Origin of the sequence: Klebsiella sp. P1CD1 (genome assembly GCF_003790505.1) — a bacterium.
In the GTDB taxonomy this organism is placed as follows: domain Bacteria; phylum Pseudomonadota; class Gammaproteobacteria; order Enterobacterales; family Enterobacteriaceae; genus Klebsiella; species Klebsiella variicola.
In genome coordinates this window covers 2,606,473-2,620,894 of the sequence record NZ_CP033631.1, presented here as the reverse complement: position 1 = coordinate 2,620,894, position 14,422 = coordinate 2,606,473, and the positions used below count along the sequence as shown (strand labels likewise).

Annotated in this window: 17 protein-coding genes and 3 tRNA genes; 13 read left to right on the top strand and 7 right to left on the bottom strand. The window is 56.2% G+C overall.

Going from position 1 to position 14,422, the window contains the following annotated elements:
- Positions 1–11: 11 nt before the first annotated feature.
- The gene (locus tag DTA24_RS13080) at positions 12–647 is read right to left on the bottom strand and encodes a riboflavin synthase (protein WP_008804615.1); all 636 of its coding nucleotides are present in this window, start codon (positions 645–647) and stop codon (positions 12–14) included.
- Positions 648–876: 229 nt separating this feature from the next.
- Between DTA24_RS13080 and mdtK the strand changes: the two genes are divergently transcribed.
- Positions 877–2,250, top strand: coding sequence for an MdtK family multidrug efflux MATE transporter (mdtK, locus tag DTA24_RS13075; protein WP_012541512.1), 1,374 nt, complete (start codon positions 877–879; stop codon positions 2,248–2,250).
- A 177-nt stretch (positions 2,251–2,427) separates the two neighbouring features.
- Positions 2,428–2,892, top strand: a complete 465-nt coding sequence (gene asr, locus DTA24_RS13070) for an acid resistance repetitive basic protein Asr (RefSeq protein WP_046882409.1) — start codon at positions 2,428–2,430, stop codon at positions 2,890–2,892.
- 140 nt (positions 2,893–3,032) lie between these two features.
- Here the strand turns inward: asr and DTA24_RS13065 are convergent, their stop codons facing one another.
- Positions 3,033–3,611, bottom strand: coding sequence for a TIGR00730 family Rossman fold protein (locus DTA24_RS13065; RefSeq protein WP_008804612.1), 579 nt, complete (start codon positions 3,609–3,611; stop codon positions 3,033–3,035).
- A gap of 254 nt (positions 3,612–3,865) precedes the next feature.
- Here DTA24_RS13065 and DTA24_RS13060 point away from each other — a divergent pair.
- The 3 genes from DTA24_RS13060 (at position 3,866) to DTA24_RS13050 (ending at position 4,104) form a co-directional block, all read left to right on the top strand.
- Positions 3,866–3,942 (top strand) — tRNA-Val (locus tag DTA24_RS13060).
- 4 nt (positions 3,943–3,946) lie between these two features.
- Positions 3,947–4,023 (top strand) — tRNA-Val (locus DTA24_RS13055).
- A 4-nt stretch (positions 4,024–4,027) separates the two neighbouring features.
- A tRNA-Val gene (locus DTA24_RS13050) sits at positions 4,028–4,104 on the top strand.
- 661 nt (positions 4,105–4,765) lie between these two features.
- Here the strand turns inward: DTA24_RS13050 and DTA24_RS28850 are convergent.
- The gene (locus DTA24_RS28850; RefSeq protein ID WP_123836870.1) at positions 4,766–5,245 is read right to left on the bottom strand and encodes a hypothetical protein; all 480 of its coding nucleotides are present in this window, start codon (positions 5,243–5,245) and stop codon (positions 4,766–4,768) included.
- Between the two features lie 169 nt (positions 5,246–5,414).
- On the bottom strand, positions 5,415–6,167 hold the full coding sequence (locus DTA24_RS13035) for an SDR family oxidoreductase (RefSeq protein ID WP_016161208.1): 753 nt from the start codon (positions 6,165–6,167) through the stop codon (positions 5,415–5,417).
- 98 nt (positions 6,168–6,265) lie between these two features.
- Between DTA24_RS13035 and DTA24_RS13030 the strand changes: the two genes are divergently transcribed.
- Complete coding sequence (locus tag DTA24_RS13030; protein ID WP_023322741.1) at positions 6,266–7,192, top strand: AraC family transcriptional regulator; 927 nt, start codon at positions 6,266–6,268, stop codon at positions 7,190–7,192.
- On the opposite strand, the gene DTA24_RS13025 is transcribed toward DTA24_RS13030, so the two are convergent.
- Positions 7,189–8,073: a LysR substrate-binding domain-containing protein gene (locus DTA24_RS13025; RefSeq protein WP_023322742.1), complete on the bottom strand. Its 885-nt coding sequence runs from the start codon at positions 8,071–8,073 to the stop codon at positions 7,189–7,191. The two genes, DTA24_RS13030 and DTA24_RS13025, sit on opposite strands and share 4 nt — an antisense overlap.
- 156 nt (positions 8,074–8,229) lie before the next feature.
- Here DTA24_RS13025 and DTA24_RS13020 point away from each other — a divergent pair, with 156 nt between their 5' ends.
- The gene (locus DTA24_RS13020) at positions 8,230–8,745 is read left to right on the top strand and encodes a hypothetical protein (RefSeq protein ID WP_023340262.1); all 516 of its coding nucleotides are present in this window, start codon (positions 8,230–8,232) and stop codon (positions 8,743–8,745) included.
- A 7-nt stretch (positions 8,746–8,752) separates the two neighbouring features.
- Positions 8,753–9,589 (top strand): MBL fold metallo-hydrolase, encoded by an 837-nt coding sequence (locus DTA24_RS13015; RefSeq protein WP_023340263.1) that lies wholly within the window; start codon positions 8,753–8,755, stop codon positions 9,587–9,589.
- A gap of 71 nt (positions 9,590–9,660) precedes the next feature.
- Here DTA24_RS13015 and DTA24_RS28155 read toward each other — a convergent pair whose 3' ends face one another.
- Positions 9,661–9,810: a hypothetical protein gene (locus DTA24_RS28155; protein WP_012541503.1), complete on the bottom strand. Its 150-nt coding sequence runs from the start codon at positions 9,808–9,810 to the stop codon at positions 9,661–9,663.
- 401 nt (positions 9,811–10,211) lie between these two features.
- Here DTA24_RS28155 and DTA24_RS13010 point away from each other — a divergent pair, with 401 nt between their 5' ends.
- From DTA24_RS13010 to DTA24_RS12995, 4 genes are all read left to right on the top strand, one after another.
- The gene (locus tag DTA24_RS13010) at positions 10,212–10,646 is read left to right on the top strand and encodes a winged helix-turn-helix domain-containing protein (protein WP_012968028.1); all 435 of its coding nucleotides are present in this window, start codon (positions 10,212–10,214) and stop codon (positions 10,644–10,646) included.
- 45 nt (positions 10,647–10,691) lie between these two features.
- Positions 10,692–11,408 carry a hypothetical protein gene (locus DTA24_RS13005; RefSeq protein WP_016161213.1) on the top strand — a complete coding sequence of 239 codons (717 nt, stop codon included), beginning with the start codon at positions 10,692–10,694 and terminating at the stop codon, positions 11,406–11,408.
- 84 nt (positions 11,409–11,492) lie between these two features.
- The gene (locus tag DTA24_RS13000; RefSeq protein ID WP_004202908.1) at positions 11,493–11,702 is read left to right on the top strand and encodes a YdgH/BhsA/McbA-like domain containing protein; all 210 of its coding nucleotides are present in this window, start codon (positions 11,493–11,495) and stop codon (positions 11,700–11,702) included.
- A gap of 148 nt (positions 11,703–11,850) precedes the next feature.
- Positions 11,851–12,867, top strand: coding sequence for a zinc-dependent alcohol dehydrogenase family protein (locus DTA24_RS12995; RefSeq protein WP_196530643.1), 1,017 nt, complete (start codon positions 11,851–11,853; stop codon positions 12,865–12,867).
- Positions 12,868–12,903: 36 nt separating this feature from the next.
- On the opposite strand, the gene DTA24_RS12990 is transcribed toward DTA24_RS12995, so the two are convergent.
- Positions 12,904–13,539: a carbonic anhydrase gene (locus DTA24_RS12990; protein ID WP_008804599.1), complete on the bottom strand. Its 636-nt coding sequence runs from the start codon at positions 13,537–13,539 to the stop codon at positions 12,904–12,906.
- Between the two features lie 249 nt (positions 13,540–13,788).
- Here DTA24_RS12990 and DTA24_RS12985 point away from each other — a divergent pair, with 249 nt between their 5' ends.
- Positions 13,789–14,418 carry a LysE family translocator gene (locus DTA24_RS12985; RefSeq protein ID WP_008804598.1) on the top strand — a complete coding sequence of 210 codons (630 nt, stop codon included), beginning with the start codon at positions 13,789–13,791 and terminating at the stop codon, positions 14,416–14,418.
- The last annotated feature ends 4 nt before the right edge of the window (positions 14,419–14,422 follow it).

Below are 14,422 nucleotides of genomic sequence, written 5' to 3'. Positions count from 1 at the left end.
GGGGATTTTTTTCAGGCTTCATTCACCTTAGATGCAGCGTCTTTCGCGGCCAGCACGCGTTCAACCGTATCGACAACCGCCTGAGTTTGCGGGTCAATCTCAATATTGACGCGGTCGCCCAGCTTTTTCGCGCCCAGCGTGGTCCGCTGCAGCGTTTCCGGGATAAGATGCACGCAGAAGCGGGTTGCCGTCACCTCGCCCACCGTCAGGCTAATGCCATCAATACCGATGAATCCTTTATAAAGGATATATTTCATCAGCGTCGGATCCTGCACTTTAAACCAGATCTGACGGTTATTTTCGGAAGTGAGGATCTTCACGATTTCCGCGGTGGTCATAATATGGCCGGACATCAGATGCCCGCCGATTTCATCACTGAATTTCGCCGCCCGCTCGACGTTCACTTCATCCCCGATCTGAATATCGCCGAGGTTGGTAATCCGCAGCGTCTCTTTCATCAGATCGAAGCTGATGTGCGCGCCGTTTATTTCGGTCACCGTCAGGCAACAGCCGTTATTGGCTACCGAGGCGCCGGTTTCCAGCCCCTCCAGCATATGCGCCGGTAGCTCCACCACATGGGTGCGAAAATTGGGTTTATCATCAATGGAGACCACTTTCGCGGTTCCCTGAACAATACCAGTAAACATGTTAGGCTCCTGTTGAAAATCATGACGGTATCATTACCGTTTTCGCTATCGGGAACAATAACAGGAGGGCAAAGCGGTTGCCAGCGCGCTTCGTGCCTCGACTCTTTTTTCACTGGCTTAATGGCTAATCCTCGCTACAATAGACTGGAAATTCCTCATTTTTATCCCCTTGCTGCCAGTTACGGCGGCTTTTTTAGTCTCAAAATAACAACAAAATAAAGGTGTTCACGTGCAGAAGTATTTCGTTGAAGCGCGTCAGTTATTAGCTCTGGCTATACCCGTCATCCTTGCGCAGGTGGCGCAGACAGCGATGGGTTTTGTCGATACCGTGATGGCGGGTGGCTACAGCGCCACGGATATGGCCGCCGTGGCCATCGGGACCTCCATCTGGCTGCCGGCGATCCTCTTTGGCCACGGGCTGCTGCTGGCGCTGACCCCGGTGGTGGCGCAGCTTAACGGCTCCGGACGGCGGGATCGCATCGCACAGCAGGTGCGTCAGGGCTTCTGGCTGGCCGGCTTTGTCTCGGTGCTGATTATGGTCGTGCTATGGAACGCCGGCTATATCATCAGCTCCATGCATAATATCGACCCGCTGTTGGCTGAGAAGGCGGTTGGCTATCTGCGCGCGCTGCTGTGGGGCGCGCCGGGCTATCTGTTCTTCCAGGTTGCCCGTAATCAGTGTGAAGGGCTGGCGAAAACCAAACCCGGGATGGTCATGGGCTTTATCGGCTTACTGGTCAACATTCCGGTGAACTATATCTTTATCTATGGTCATTTCGGCATGCCCGAGCTGGGCGGTGTCGGCTGTGGCGTAGCGACTGCTTCGGTTTACTGGGTGATGTTCGCCAGCATGCTGTGGTGGGTGCGTCGGGCGCGTTCGATGCGGGATATCCGCTGCGCCGAGCGCTTCAGCCGCCCCGATGTCGCCGTCCTGTTACGGCTGGTGCAGCTGGGGCTGCCCATTGCTCTGGCGCTATTCTTTGAAGTCACGCTGTTTGCCGTCGTCGCGCTGCTGGTCTCCCCGCTGGGGATCATTGACGTCGCCGGTCACCAGATCGCGCTTAACTTCAGCTCATTGATGTTCGTTCTGCCGCTATCGCTGGCGGCGGCGGTCACCATTCGCGTCGGCTTCCGTCTCGGACAAGGTTCAACGATCGATGCCCAGGTTTCGGCCCGCACCGGCGTGGGCGTGGGCGTCTGTCTGGCGGTATTTACCGCTATCTTTACCGTGCTGATGCGTGAACAGATTGCCCTGCTGTATAACGATAATCCCGAGGTGGTGCTGCTGGCCTCGCACCTGATGCTGCTGGCGGCTATCTATCAGATCTCCGACTCCATCCAGGTGATCGGCAGCGGCATTCTGCGCGGCTATAAAGATACCCGGTCTATCTTTTTTATTACCTTTACCGCGTACTGGGTGCTGGGTTTGCCGAGCGGCTATCTGCTGGCGTTGACCGATATGGTTGTGCCACGCATGGGGCCCGCCGGTTTCTGGTGTGGATTTATCATCGGCCTGACCTCCGCCGCCATCATGATGATGCTGCGGATGCGTTTTCTACAGCGCCAGCCCTCCAGCATCATCTTACAGCGCGCCGCGCGCTAGTCCCTGCAAAGCCCGCCCCTCCGGCGGGCTTTTTCGTTCTCCGGCATTGCGACCACGTTGTACATTCCGTTACTCCCCGACACCAAAGACTTACTGATGGCACTCCCCGAGACGCATATAGTGTGGTCAACAGCCCCGCAGTGGGGTTACTCAAGAAACCAATTCGAGGATTTCAGAATGAAAAAAGTATTAGCTCTGGTTGTTGCCGCTGCTATGGGTCTGTCATCAGTTGCTTTCGCTGCCGATGCCGCAAGCGCCACCCCGGCCGCAGCTGCCAGCCATACCACCGTTCACCATAAGAAACATCACAAAGCGGCCGCGAAACCGGCAGCCGAGCAGAAAGCCCAGGCGGCGAAGAAACACCACAAAGCCGCTGCAAAACCGGCTGCTGAGCAAAAAGCCCAGGCGGCGAAGAAACACCATAAAGCCGCTGCGAAACCGGCAGTAGCGCAGAAAGCCCAGGCGGCGAAGAAACACCATAAAGCCGCTGCGAAACCGGCAGTCGCGCAGAAAGCGCAGGCTGCGAAGAAACACCACAAAGCTGCTGCGAAACCGGCAGTCGCGCAGAAAGCGCAGGCTGCAAAGAAACATCATAAAGCGGCACACCACGCAGCTAAACCGGCGGTTAAACCTGCGGCATAATGGTCAGGGCGTTAAGGTGATAAACCGGCGCAGAACAGCGCCGGTTTTTTTTCAGGAGGACATCATGCTGCAACGCTATCGCTTCGAATTGCTGCTGTTACTGCTCATCGTCTGCGCGCTGTTTACCCTGCGCTTGATATTTAAATAGCGGGCTGCTGAACCCATTTACGGGCCGGCGGCGTATAGTCGCGAAAACCGGCGATAATCTCGTCTGCCGAGGTAGCAAACGGCAGCATCTCCGCGTAGCGCGGGTGCATAAATCCTTCCCGTACCATGTTGTCGACCATCGCCTGAAGCGGATCGTAATAACCCTTGATATTCAGGAACGCGCACGGTTTCTCATGGATCCCCAGTTGCGCCCAGGTCCACTGTTCGAAAATCTCTTCGAGCGTCCCCGCCCCGCCCGGCAGGGCAATAAAGCCATCCGCCAGCGCCGCCATTTTGGTTTTCCGCTCGTGCATATCCTCGACCACATGCAGCTCCGTCAAGCCGCGGTGGGCAATTTCCCGTTCCACCAGGCCGCGCGGCATCACGCCGATCACCACGCCACCGGCCTCCAGCGCCGCATCGGCGACCGCCCCCATCAGACCGACTTTACCGCCGCCATAGACAAGCGCCAGCCCCTGCTGCGCCAGCGTACGTCCGACCAGACGGGCGGTGTCGAGATACAGCGGATGTTCGCCAGCTGAAGAACCGCAAAAAATACCAATCGATTTCATCTTCGTTATGACTCCTTATCTTCTGGTGGCCGATAATTTAACACAACGGCAACCGTACCGCGCAGAGTTAGACGGGCAGAAAAAAGCGAGTCATGACGCTCGCTGGCGAAGAAATATCCTTGTGGTTCAGTAAAATATATCCGGAATGGGTAAAAGTTCCGCAATCGCATGCAATGTGCAAGAAAAGTGACGTTTACCTCTTGCCACATCCTCTCCCTGCCGCTAATATGCGTCCCCGTTGTCACCACAACATTGCGTTCGTAGCTCAGTTGGTTAGAGCACCACCTTGACATGGTGGGGGTCGTTGGTTCGAGTCCAATCGAACGCACCATAATGCGTTTATAGCTCAGTTGGTTAGAGCACCACCTTGACATGGTGGGGGTCGTTGGTTCGAGTCCAATTAAACGCACCATAATGCGTCTGTAGCTCAGTTGGTTAGAGCACCACCTTGACATGGTGGGGGTCGATGGTTCGAGTCCATTCAGACGCACCAATCAGTTATCCTTCTGTAATTTCTGTGTTTTATCACCTGCCCCCCGATGGTATTGCTGACTTAAAATGTTGTGTATTGGCAAAGATTTTTCCTTGCATATTCCACACTCGTGCAGGGGAAGCCAACCCTTTTAAGTACATTTTTGAGCACATCGAAATGGCGCTTTAAGCCACAAACGGTGGGGAATGTGTCATTGCAACAAGGCATTTTTTCCCGGCGGAAAACATTTCAGGCTTTAAAACTCCGGGCACTGACGTGACAGAATACTGCAGACAAAACTAAGGTGACGACTATGCCATTAACCGACACGGCCATTCGTAATGGCGGCTACTCCCCCAAATGACTCGCTGACCGATATGGATGGCCACTCCCTGTCTGTCAGCAAATCAGGAAGCAAAAATGACAATTTCACTACTATCATAACGGAAAACAATGCAGCATGAGTTTCGGCCTCTAACCTGAAATTTCACTCAGTGTGGCCAGAATTTTACGTCATGAAGCCCGTTCACAAATTGCACAGGGTTTCGTTCCTCAGATTCAGACAAAATTAACGCTGGCAAAACGACACTTCAAGTATTTGAAAGGGCACCCATCACACTCATATTTTTACTCCACAGTCATGAGCATCAAAAATCGATCAACAGACCACGCCGTTTAATTTTTAATGATAATCATTCCATTCATCATAAATATATGCATATGCAAATCGATATATCAGATACCCCACCAGGAATTCCACAACTGAAAGTAAACCCCAGAGAAATTTATATTCATTTACTGAGAAAAAAAAGAACCAGCCAGCCAGCGCGATACCCGAAGTACCTAATCCCATACCTGCTCCCCTGATAACACGGGAAAGTATGATGAGTAATGTTCGTTTTATCTTCATAATCCACCAAAGAAATATTCCATACTGAAAACTATTCCCTGGCGTAAAAAAGCGAGCGCGCGGTACAGCAGGGATGAAACCCTGCCATAGTAGAATAAAGAAAGTCCAGCCCCGACCGGGCCAGACTAACTTTTTAAGATTAACGCCCGAATTACATTGAGAAATTACATATAAAAGACCTGAGCCATTGATGATGTCATAATATGGCGGGCGGTTCGCACATATCCAGAATAAGCGGCGAAAACGCACCATGAAATACATTGCTTTTCTGATTTACATCAGTAAGCGCCGCCTGACCGTTATGTCGTATAACCCGCTAATATTATCCAGACGATACTGACAGGGATAATATTCCCCGGCCATAAAGCGCAGCGGCAGCTTGCGCACCTACCGTCTGACAGACAGGACCCGCATATTGTCTTCAGACACGGCGAAGACTGGCCTGCGCCATCGCCAGGGCATCTTCCCCTGCCGGCAGCCGCGAAGGGGCATCAGGATCGTGCACCATTCGCCAGACGGCCTGAGCCACATCCGTCGTCTGCGTCACGCTGGCGTTATCCTGCATGCTGTCGAAGATCTGCTGGCCGAGCGCCGCATAGCTCTCCGGGAGCTGGCCCATCGTTCGACGAGCGTTTTCCCCGAAGCGGGTCTGGGGAGCGCGTCCCGGCAGGATCAACCCGACGCGAATATTAAAAGCACGAAGCTCCAGCGCCAGCGACTCCGTGAAGGCATTCACCGCCGCCTTACTCGCGGTGTATACCGCCAGCAGGGGCATCGGTTGCAGGGTGACCGCCGAGGTAATATTAACGATCGTCCCGCTTCGGCGCGCTCTGAACCGGGGGATCACCGCCTGGGTCATGGCAATCGTTCCCAGGGTATTGGTGGCAAACAGGTCTGCTATCGCCTCGCGCGACGCGCCCTCCAGGGCATTAAGCATCCCCACCCCGGCGTTGTTAACCAGCACATCAATCTCTCCGGCTTCGGCAATGGCCTCTGCGATACTCTGCGCCGAAGTGACGTCAAGACGCACCAGCCGCAGACGGTCACTGGCGGGCAACACACCTTCCTGCGGAGCGCGCATCGTGGCAATAACCTTCCAGCCTTGCTCGAGAAAATAACGCGCCGTCTCCAGGCCAAAACCCGATGAACAGCCGGTGATCATTATCGTTTGCATATCTCTGTCTCCGAATGGCTTCTTCCTTTTGATCATAGACAGGCCGTGTCGGACGATATAGGGTCAATAATCCATCATTCTTTAGCAGGAGTCCGGAAATGAGCGATCCGTTGGCGGAGGTTATTGCCATGCTAAATCTCAGAGCGGTGCTGACCAAAACCGTTGAGGGGGCGGGAGACTGGCGAGTGATACGCTCGGACCAGGGGTTGTCATTTTATGGCGTCGTGCTGGAAGGCGGCTGTCGGCTGGAAATAGACCAGCATGAGCCGCAGATCCTGCGCGCCGGGGATTTTATTCTGATCCCGGCGGCGTACCGCTTCGCGCTAACCAGCCTGACCCCGCCCCCTTCACCGGCGCTGGAGACCATCCCGATGCAACTGGCGGGGGGACACTTTCGGCTGGGAGCCCTCGACAAGCCTGCGCAGATGCAGGCGCTGATTGGCCACTGCGCTTCCGGTTCAACGAACGCCAGCCTGCTGGCCTCGCTGTTGCCAGCCTTTGTGGTGGTCCGCAATCAACCGCGGCTGGCCACCTTTGTCGGGCTGCTGAAAGAGGAAGCGCAGGCGGATCGCGCGGGCAAATCTTTCGTTCTGGCGCGGATGGTTGAGCTACTTTTTATCGAGGCCATCCGTTGCTGCGGAACGCTCGCGACCCCCGGTCTGATGCGCGGGCTGAGCGACCCGCGGGTCGCCCAGGCAATCCGCCTGCTGCATCAGGCCCCCGCCAGACGCTGGACGGTCAACGCCCTGGCCGCCGACTGCGCGCTGTCTCGCTCGACGTTATTTGAACGCTTTACCGACCTGACCGGGATGACCCCGATGGGCTATCTGTTAGGCTGGCGAATGACCCTGGCCATGCAGTGGCTGAGCGAGACGGGCATCAGCATTGCGGATATCGCCGAGCGCATCGGCTATGGCTCGGCCAGCGCGTTCAGCGTAGCTTTTACCCGTTATACCGGGATATCGCCGGGGAAATATGCCCGCCAGCGGGCGACGCAGCCTCCCCCCGGGCCAGCCCTGACTTAACCGGCTGCAATCTCCGTCTGCAGCCAGCGCTCAAACACCTGCAGCGCCAGCTCTCCCTCCCCGCCACCGGGTTTGATCAGACAAAAGCGCTTGGCCAGCGTCGGGGAGCCCGGCCACGGAGCGACCAGCGTCCCGGCGCGCAGCTCGCTTTCCACATACATCTTCGGCACCAGCGCCACCCCCTGCTGACTCAGTACCGCGGCGATGGCCATCTCATGCAGATCGTAGCGCGGCCCCTGCGCCGGATTATCCAGCGCCAGCCCGCATTCCCGGGCATAGAGCAGCCAGGCGTCAGGGTTCTGCCGCCGGTGAATGCGCGGCAATCGGTTCAGTTGCCCGGGGAGATCGTCATTCGTCAGCAGCGCCGCATGACAGACCGGCAGCAGATACTCCTCGAACAAAAAGGTCACATCCATGCCAGTCCACGCCGGGTGATCAAAATGGATGGCGGCATCAAAACCGCTGCCCGGGAGGATGAAGGGATCGCTGCGGGCGGCAATATTGACCACGATATGCGGATGCTGCGCTGCAAAGCGTCCAAGCCGGGGAATTAACCAGCGGCTGGCAAAGGTGGGGAGAACGGCGATCTCCAGACTATGCCCATCGGAGGGCATCCCGCTGACATCGTGGGTATCCCGCTCCAGACGGGCAAGGATCTCGCGGACCTGGTGGGCATAGCGGGCGCCAGCCGGATTGAGCCGCACCCGGCTCCCCGTCCTGTCGAAGAGTTTACTGTCGAGGAGCGCTTCCAGACGGGCAATCTGCCGGCTGATGGCCCCTTCCGTTAACGCGAGTTCCGCCGCTGCGCGGGCAAAGTTGCCGTGACGGGCAGCGGCCTCAAAAGCCAGTAGCGCAGCGCTGCTGGGGATTTTACGACGCATAGCCAATGCTCCTTGTGCAGTCTCACCGAAAGTCAGTGACAGAATATCACTGACCATTGAATTAACATCGTTTTTCAGCGCCATTTTTAGCCGATAGGATGATGAAAAGTCACTAAAGCGCTTTGCGCGCTCAATCATCTGTCCATCGAGGTCACTATGCTCTATGTCGTCGAATGCGCCTACACCGATCCCCAAAGCGAAACAGCGTGGAATACCTTTTACAATCAGGAAAAACTGCCGGCGCTGGTCTCTGTGCCCGGTTTTTACGCCTCTCAGCGCTTCCGCGCCCTCAACGAGGAGTGCCCCCGCTACCTGGCGCTGCACGATATCCACGATGCTACCGTCATCGACAGCGACGCCTACCGCCGCAACGGTGGCGGCCATTTTGCCCGCTGGCAATCGGCGATCACCGACTGGCACCGCCACCTCTATGTTGCAGATAGCGGCGTGCGGGAGGTCCGGTCTGATGAGGTGCTCCTGCTGAGCGATACGCCTCAGACGCTACCCATCTCCCCGGCAATCGTCCTGCTGCCTGGCGGCCTGGCGACGCAACAAACCCGGTATGCCGCCATCGTCCCGCGTGACGACCTGCATCACCTGGCCACGGCTGCCGCCGTCTTTATCTATCAGCCCATCACCGCCCGGTTACGTAACCCGGCGCAACGCGCGTGAGGTCGCCATGACACCAGCTCCCTTTTATACGTTGACCGCAGGAGATCTGACGGTGACCGCCGTCAGTGATGGTCAGATGTCGGCGCCACTGTCCTTACTCTCGGGTATCACGCCTGAGGAGGCGGAGCGCCTGCAGCGGAACGCCGGGTTAGCCTCACCGGAGGCCATTGCGATCGGCGCCTACCTTATCCGCGGACGCGGGCACACCGTACTGGTGGATACCGGCACCGGGGGAGTCAATGGCGTCGGCGGTGCGCTTATCGCCACTCTGGCGCTGCTCGGCGTACGCCCTGAGGAGATTGACACCATCCTCCTCACCCACGCGCACCCGGATCACATCGGCGGGTTGCTGACGGCAACCGGCGCCCCGGCGTATCCCAACGCCACGGTGTTCCTGCCTTCGCGGGAACGCGCTTACTGGCTGGCGGAATCCACACTGGACAACGCCAGCGATCGCGGCCGGCGCAACGTGCTGCTCGTCCACCGCGTACTGGCAATCTGCGCGGCGCAAATTCGCGAAGTTGATGGTGAGGAGACGGTCGCCGGGATCCACCCGTGCCCTCTGCCCGGCCATACGCCCGGCCATACCGGGTATCGTCTCGAGACGGGCGATACCTCGCTGCTCATCTGGGGGGATATTGTCCATTTCCCGACCATTCAGACCACCCGGACGTCGGTGTCGGTCGCCTTCGACGTCGATCCTGAACAGGCCCGACAAACCCGGGAATGTCTGCTGCGCCAGGCCGCCAGCGAACAATGGCTGATCGCCGGCATGCATCTTGGTTTGCCCGGCTTTGCCAGGGTGGTGGAGACGCCTTATGGTTATCTGTTGCAGTCGGTGTAAAGGTCGCAGAGGTAAGCCCTGCTTGTCCGCAGGGACAAGCAGGGCTTTATGTCAGGGGGTTGGGCAGGCCGCTAACTGCGGCTTTTCCAGGCTTTTTTGCTTTTGCAGCTGGCTTTGGTGGCGACCCACGGGTGGCGTAGCTGAGTCAACTGAAGATCCTGGGAGGCCGGGCTGGCCGACCAGCGTTTGTTACACAGAGGCTTACGAGTTGCAATGACCATAAAAACGCTCCTGAAAAGTAATGAACAATTCCCTGGGTAGTTCCATAAGTTCAGAATCAGCTTATCATCGCGTAACGGAAGTTATTTCAATCTTTGTTTTACTATGTAAATGGTGAAAGCCTCCTGAAATGAGCAAAATTGATCTAGATCAATATAAGTGCATTTAGTTTTTCCTGACACCTATATATTCAACCGCTTACCAGCGGCTGACGTTTGTTTAAGACTTTTCCTATACCATACAATCCTGCAGAGCAATAATCATTTATCAGATTTTTATTCTACTTATGTATACAAACATGGTTATTTGTTTTGATTATTCTAACAAATAAAATTCACTTGGTCAGTCAGCAGCAGGCAGGTACTCTGCACCGGCAATAACTGGATTTGTCAGGGAGTGGTGGATGACTAAGGGCTATAAACTGCTTGGCTATAAGTTAGCAGATAATATTTTCTACTGCCTGCATCATCGGGAAATTATCGCGCTGCGAGGGACGCGAACGCAAGTTCAGCTACGCAGTACCATGGCCTGTTTACTGGAATATCTGTTGGCGCATGGCAGAGAACGGGTGGTCAGCGATGAAGAGTTGATGATTAACGTCTGGGAAAAAAATAACCTTCGCCCGTCTGCGCAGCGATTATGGCAGGTTATTCAGACGTTAAAATCCCGTCTTAGCCAGGCAGGCGTTGAAAGCGCATTAATTATTCGGGTCAAGTGCGCAGGGTATTATATTAACAATGCTGTCGTAGCCGAAATTTACTCATTCAAACCACCGGGCATGATGAATTATATTAATGCCTCGCCTGCTGATATGAATAAACTTCTGGTACGCAGCTAATCCCCTCTCCGCGCCGTTTACATCGCTTGTAACAGGGTTTATCCGTTGAATATTTTAATTCACAGCAATAATCTTTTTTTTAATATCGGCCTCGCCCAGTGTTTCAGAGATATTCAGGAGACCCTGCCCGGGCTGAACATTATTCATTCGCTGCCACTCAGCCATTTTCCCGATCCGGCTGGGCTGGATGTGATTATTTTATCGCTGGAAAACTTTCACGATTATCAGGCCGCCGCTGAATTAGCCCTGCGTTATCAGAGTCTGGTGGTCGGCTTTACCTCGGCCGGCAACGTGAGGCGCGGACGCGCCTTTTTCGCGGATACCCTCCTGTGGGTTAGCCAGCGGGAAAGCGTTCCGGAGGTTGGCCGCCTTTTGCGCAGGCTGGCCGATCGTCGCTGGCCTCTGTTGCCGCGTCATCAGCGTCAGAGTACCTCTTCCCGTCAGCGAGCGCCCCTCAACCTTCTGGAAAGGCGGATAATCGCCGCCACCATGAAGGGACAGTCGGTGAATCAACTGGCGGCCACGTTGGGGATCAATCGCAAGCGAGTCTATAACGGACTGGAACGGATTAAGGTTAATTTTCACCTGGTCAGCCATGCTCATTTTCATCATTTTATGATCTCCGGGCCAACGTTTAACCCGCTCTCACCCGACCTTGCCAGTTATACGCCAGGGGCAAAGCCTGCCCGACAGCGGCAGGCTGCGTTGCACGCGGCGAAAAATCATTCATATTATTTGAATAAGATTCGCAAATTGTTTTGATTTTAGCCTGCAACATTCAAGCGTATTCTTTACCACATCAGGGCGAAAAGCCCTTTATCAGACACCAGATTAAGGAATACGACCATGAAATCCATCAAAACTTTCGTTGCAGTTGCGGCACTGTCTCTGTTCTCTTCTGTCAGCTTCGCCCAGAGCGTCAGCGCTACCGCTTCCACACTAGACCGTGCTGAAGCAAAAATCGCCGCCCAGGCCGCGGAACAGGGTGCATCCTATAAAATCACCAGCGCCCAGTTTAATAACCGCGTCCATATGACGGCTGAACTGAGCAAATAATCCCTTTTGCCGTTAGCAATGAAAAAGCGCCGTTAAAAACGGCGCTTTTTTTACCCCTTCCCCTTTCTTTGTTTTGCCGACAGGCATGCTGTGGCGCTCGCTCCATTCCCGACCAATACTGACTGTATCCTCCAGAAAAGAGAGCCTGATGATGAAAGCCTGGACAGTCAAAAAACCCGGTTCGCTTGAGAACCTGCAGCTTGTCGATCTTGCTGACCCCGGGGCGCCCGCTGCAGGAGAGATCCGGGTGGCGCTGCACGCCACCTCGCTGAACTACCATGATTTGCTGGTCGCAACGGGGGTAATTCCCACCGCCGATCGGCGGATCCTGATGGCGGATGGCGCCGGCGTGGTGGAAGCGGTTGGCGCCGGAGTGAACGAATTTCAGCCGGGTGACCGGGTGGTCGCTGGCTTTTTCCCGCAGTGGCTGGATGGCCGCCCCGGTCCGCTGGTGAGCGACTTCAGTCAGACCCCGGGCGATGGCGCGGAGGGGTTCGCCTGCCAGTATGTCGTCAGGCCGGCCAGCCATTTTACCCATGCGCCTGAGGGGTGGAGTTTCAGGGAGGCGGCAACCATCACCACCTCCGGTCTTACCGCCTGGCGTGCGCTGGTCGTCGAAGGACGGTTAAAAGCAGGCGATACGGTGCTGACGCTTGGTACCGGCGGCGTGTCGATAACCGCCCTGCAGCTGGCGAAAAGTATGGGCGCGCAGGTGATCGTCACCTCGTCGTCAGATGAAAAACTCGCCCGCGCTCGCGCCCTGGGGGCCGATCATCTCATCAATTACCGCACCACCCCGGCATGGGGCGCCGCGGTGCAGGATATCACCGGCCATCGCGGGGCCGATCTCATTCTGGAGCTGGGCGGTCCGGGCACCCTGGGGCAGTCGTTCGAGGCGGTCAGTGTTGGCGGACACATCGCCCTGATCGGCGTCCTGACCGGCTTCGAGGGCCATGTCCCCACCCATCTGCTGATGAGTAAACAGGCCCGACTGCAGGGGCTGGTGGTAGGTAATAGACGGCAACAACAGGACTACGTCAACGCCCTGAACCTGCAGGCGTCGCGGCCGGTTATCGATAAAGTGTTTGATTTTACAGCCTTACCGGATGCCTTTCGCTATCTGCAAAGCGGCGCCCATTTTGGCAAAATTTGCGTGGAGTGGTGAGGGGATGAACAGGGCCTCCGTGCCCTGAGAACGGCTTTATTCGAAGAAGACGTCCGGATTTTCCGACAGCGAAACAAAGGATTTCGTGTTTTTATCCAGCGCCTGAATGTCGCCGCTTTCAATGTCGTAGAACCAGCCGTGCAGGCGCAGGGTATGGTCGCGCAGACCGACCGCCACCGACGGATGGGTTTTGATGTTGTTCAACTGAGCGATGACGTTTTCCTGCACCATGCCGTTGACCTTATCGGTTTCGCTGGCCCAGGTTTTCTTTTCCACCACTGCTTTCGCGGCATCAGCATAGCGCAGCCAGTGGGACACCGCCGGCATCGGCTCAAGGCACTGGCAAGTGGCGATCGCTTTCATCGCGCCGCAGTTGGAGTGGCCGCAGATCACGATATCCGTCACGCCCAGCGCAACGACGGCATATTCGATGGTAGCAGAAACGCCACCTGGCTCCGGCCCGAAAGACGGCACGATATTCCCGGCGTTACGAATGACAAAGAGCTGTCCCGGCTCCTGCTGGGTTACCAGTTCAGGCACCAGACGGCTGTCTGAACAGGAGATGAAAAGCGCTTTGGGATTCTGGCTGGAGGCCAGGCTACGGAAGAGCTCTTTACGCTGGGGGAAGATCTCTTTCTGGAAGTTGAGGAAGCCCTCAATGATATGTTGCATAGCAGTGTCTCTTCTCTGTAGTTATTACGGTATGACAAAGATCACAGTTATTCAGTTTACCATTGATGACAAGAATGGGAATCGTTATTCAAACAGTTGCGCAGAAAACGCGCGCCGCCACCGCCCGCGCCGCCCTGCCTTATCCACACCTTTTTGACGTGATTTCCTGAACCAGTTTGCTACTCTGTCTACCCCAACCGTTCACAGGTTACCGACCGCCTGCCGGCGGCGGACATCACAGGAGTCGCTATGTTCTTATCCAGCCTGATGGCCATTGCCGCGGTGCTGATCATGGGCGTGATCAGTCCCGGCCCAAGCTTTATCTTTGTCGCGCGCAATGCCGTCGCTCGCTCGCGCGTGCACGGTCTGGTGACCGCCCTCGGTACTGGCGCCGGCGCCGCCATTTTTTCCATTATGGCGATGCTGGGCCTGCAGAAGGTGCTCACCGCGGTGCCGGAGCTGTTCATTGGCCTGAAAGTAGCGGGCGGGCTCTACCTGTTATGGCTGGGCTATAAGATTTTCCGCGGGTCGGCGCAGCCGATGGACTTTTCCGCCAGCGGCATGGCTGGCAACCATTCGCTGCTGAAGACCTTCCGCGATGGGTTGTATACCCAGCTGAGCAATCCCAAAACCGCGCTGGTGTTCGCCTCAATTTTTACCGCTCTGCTGCCTGCGCAGATCCCCACCGCCTTTTACTACATCGTGCCGCTGATGAGCTTTCTGATTGACGTCAGCTGGTATTCGCTGGTGGCGCTCGTGCTGTCTGCCGATCGACCGCGGCGCGTCTACCTGCGGCTGAAGCGGCGGATCGACATCGCCACCGCGACGGTGCTGGGGGCGCTGGGCCTGCGGCTTATCGCCACCTCCCTCACCCGCTAACGGG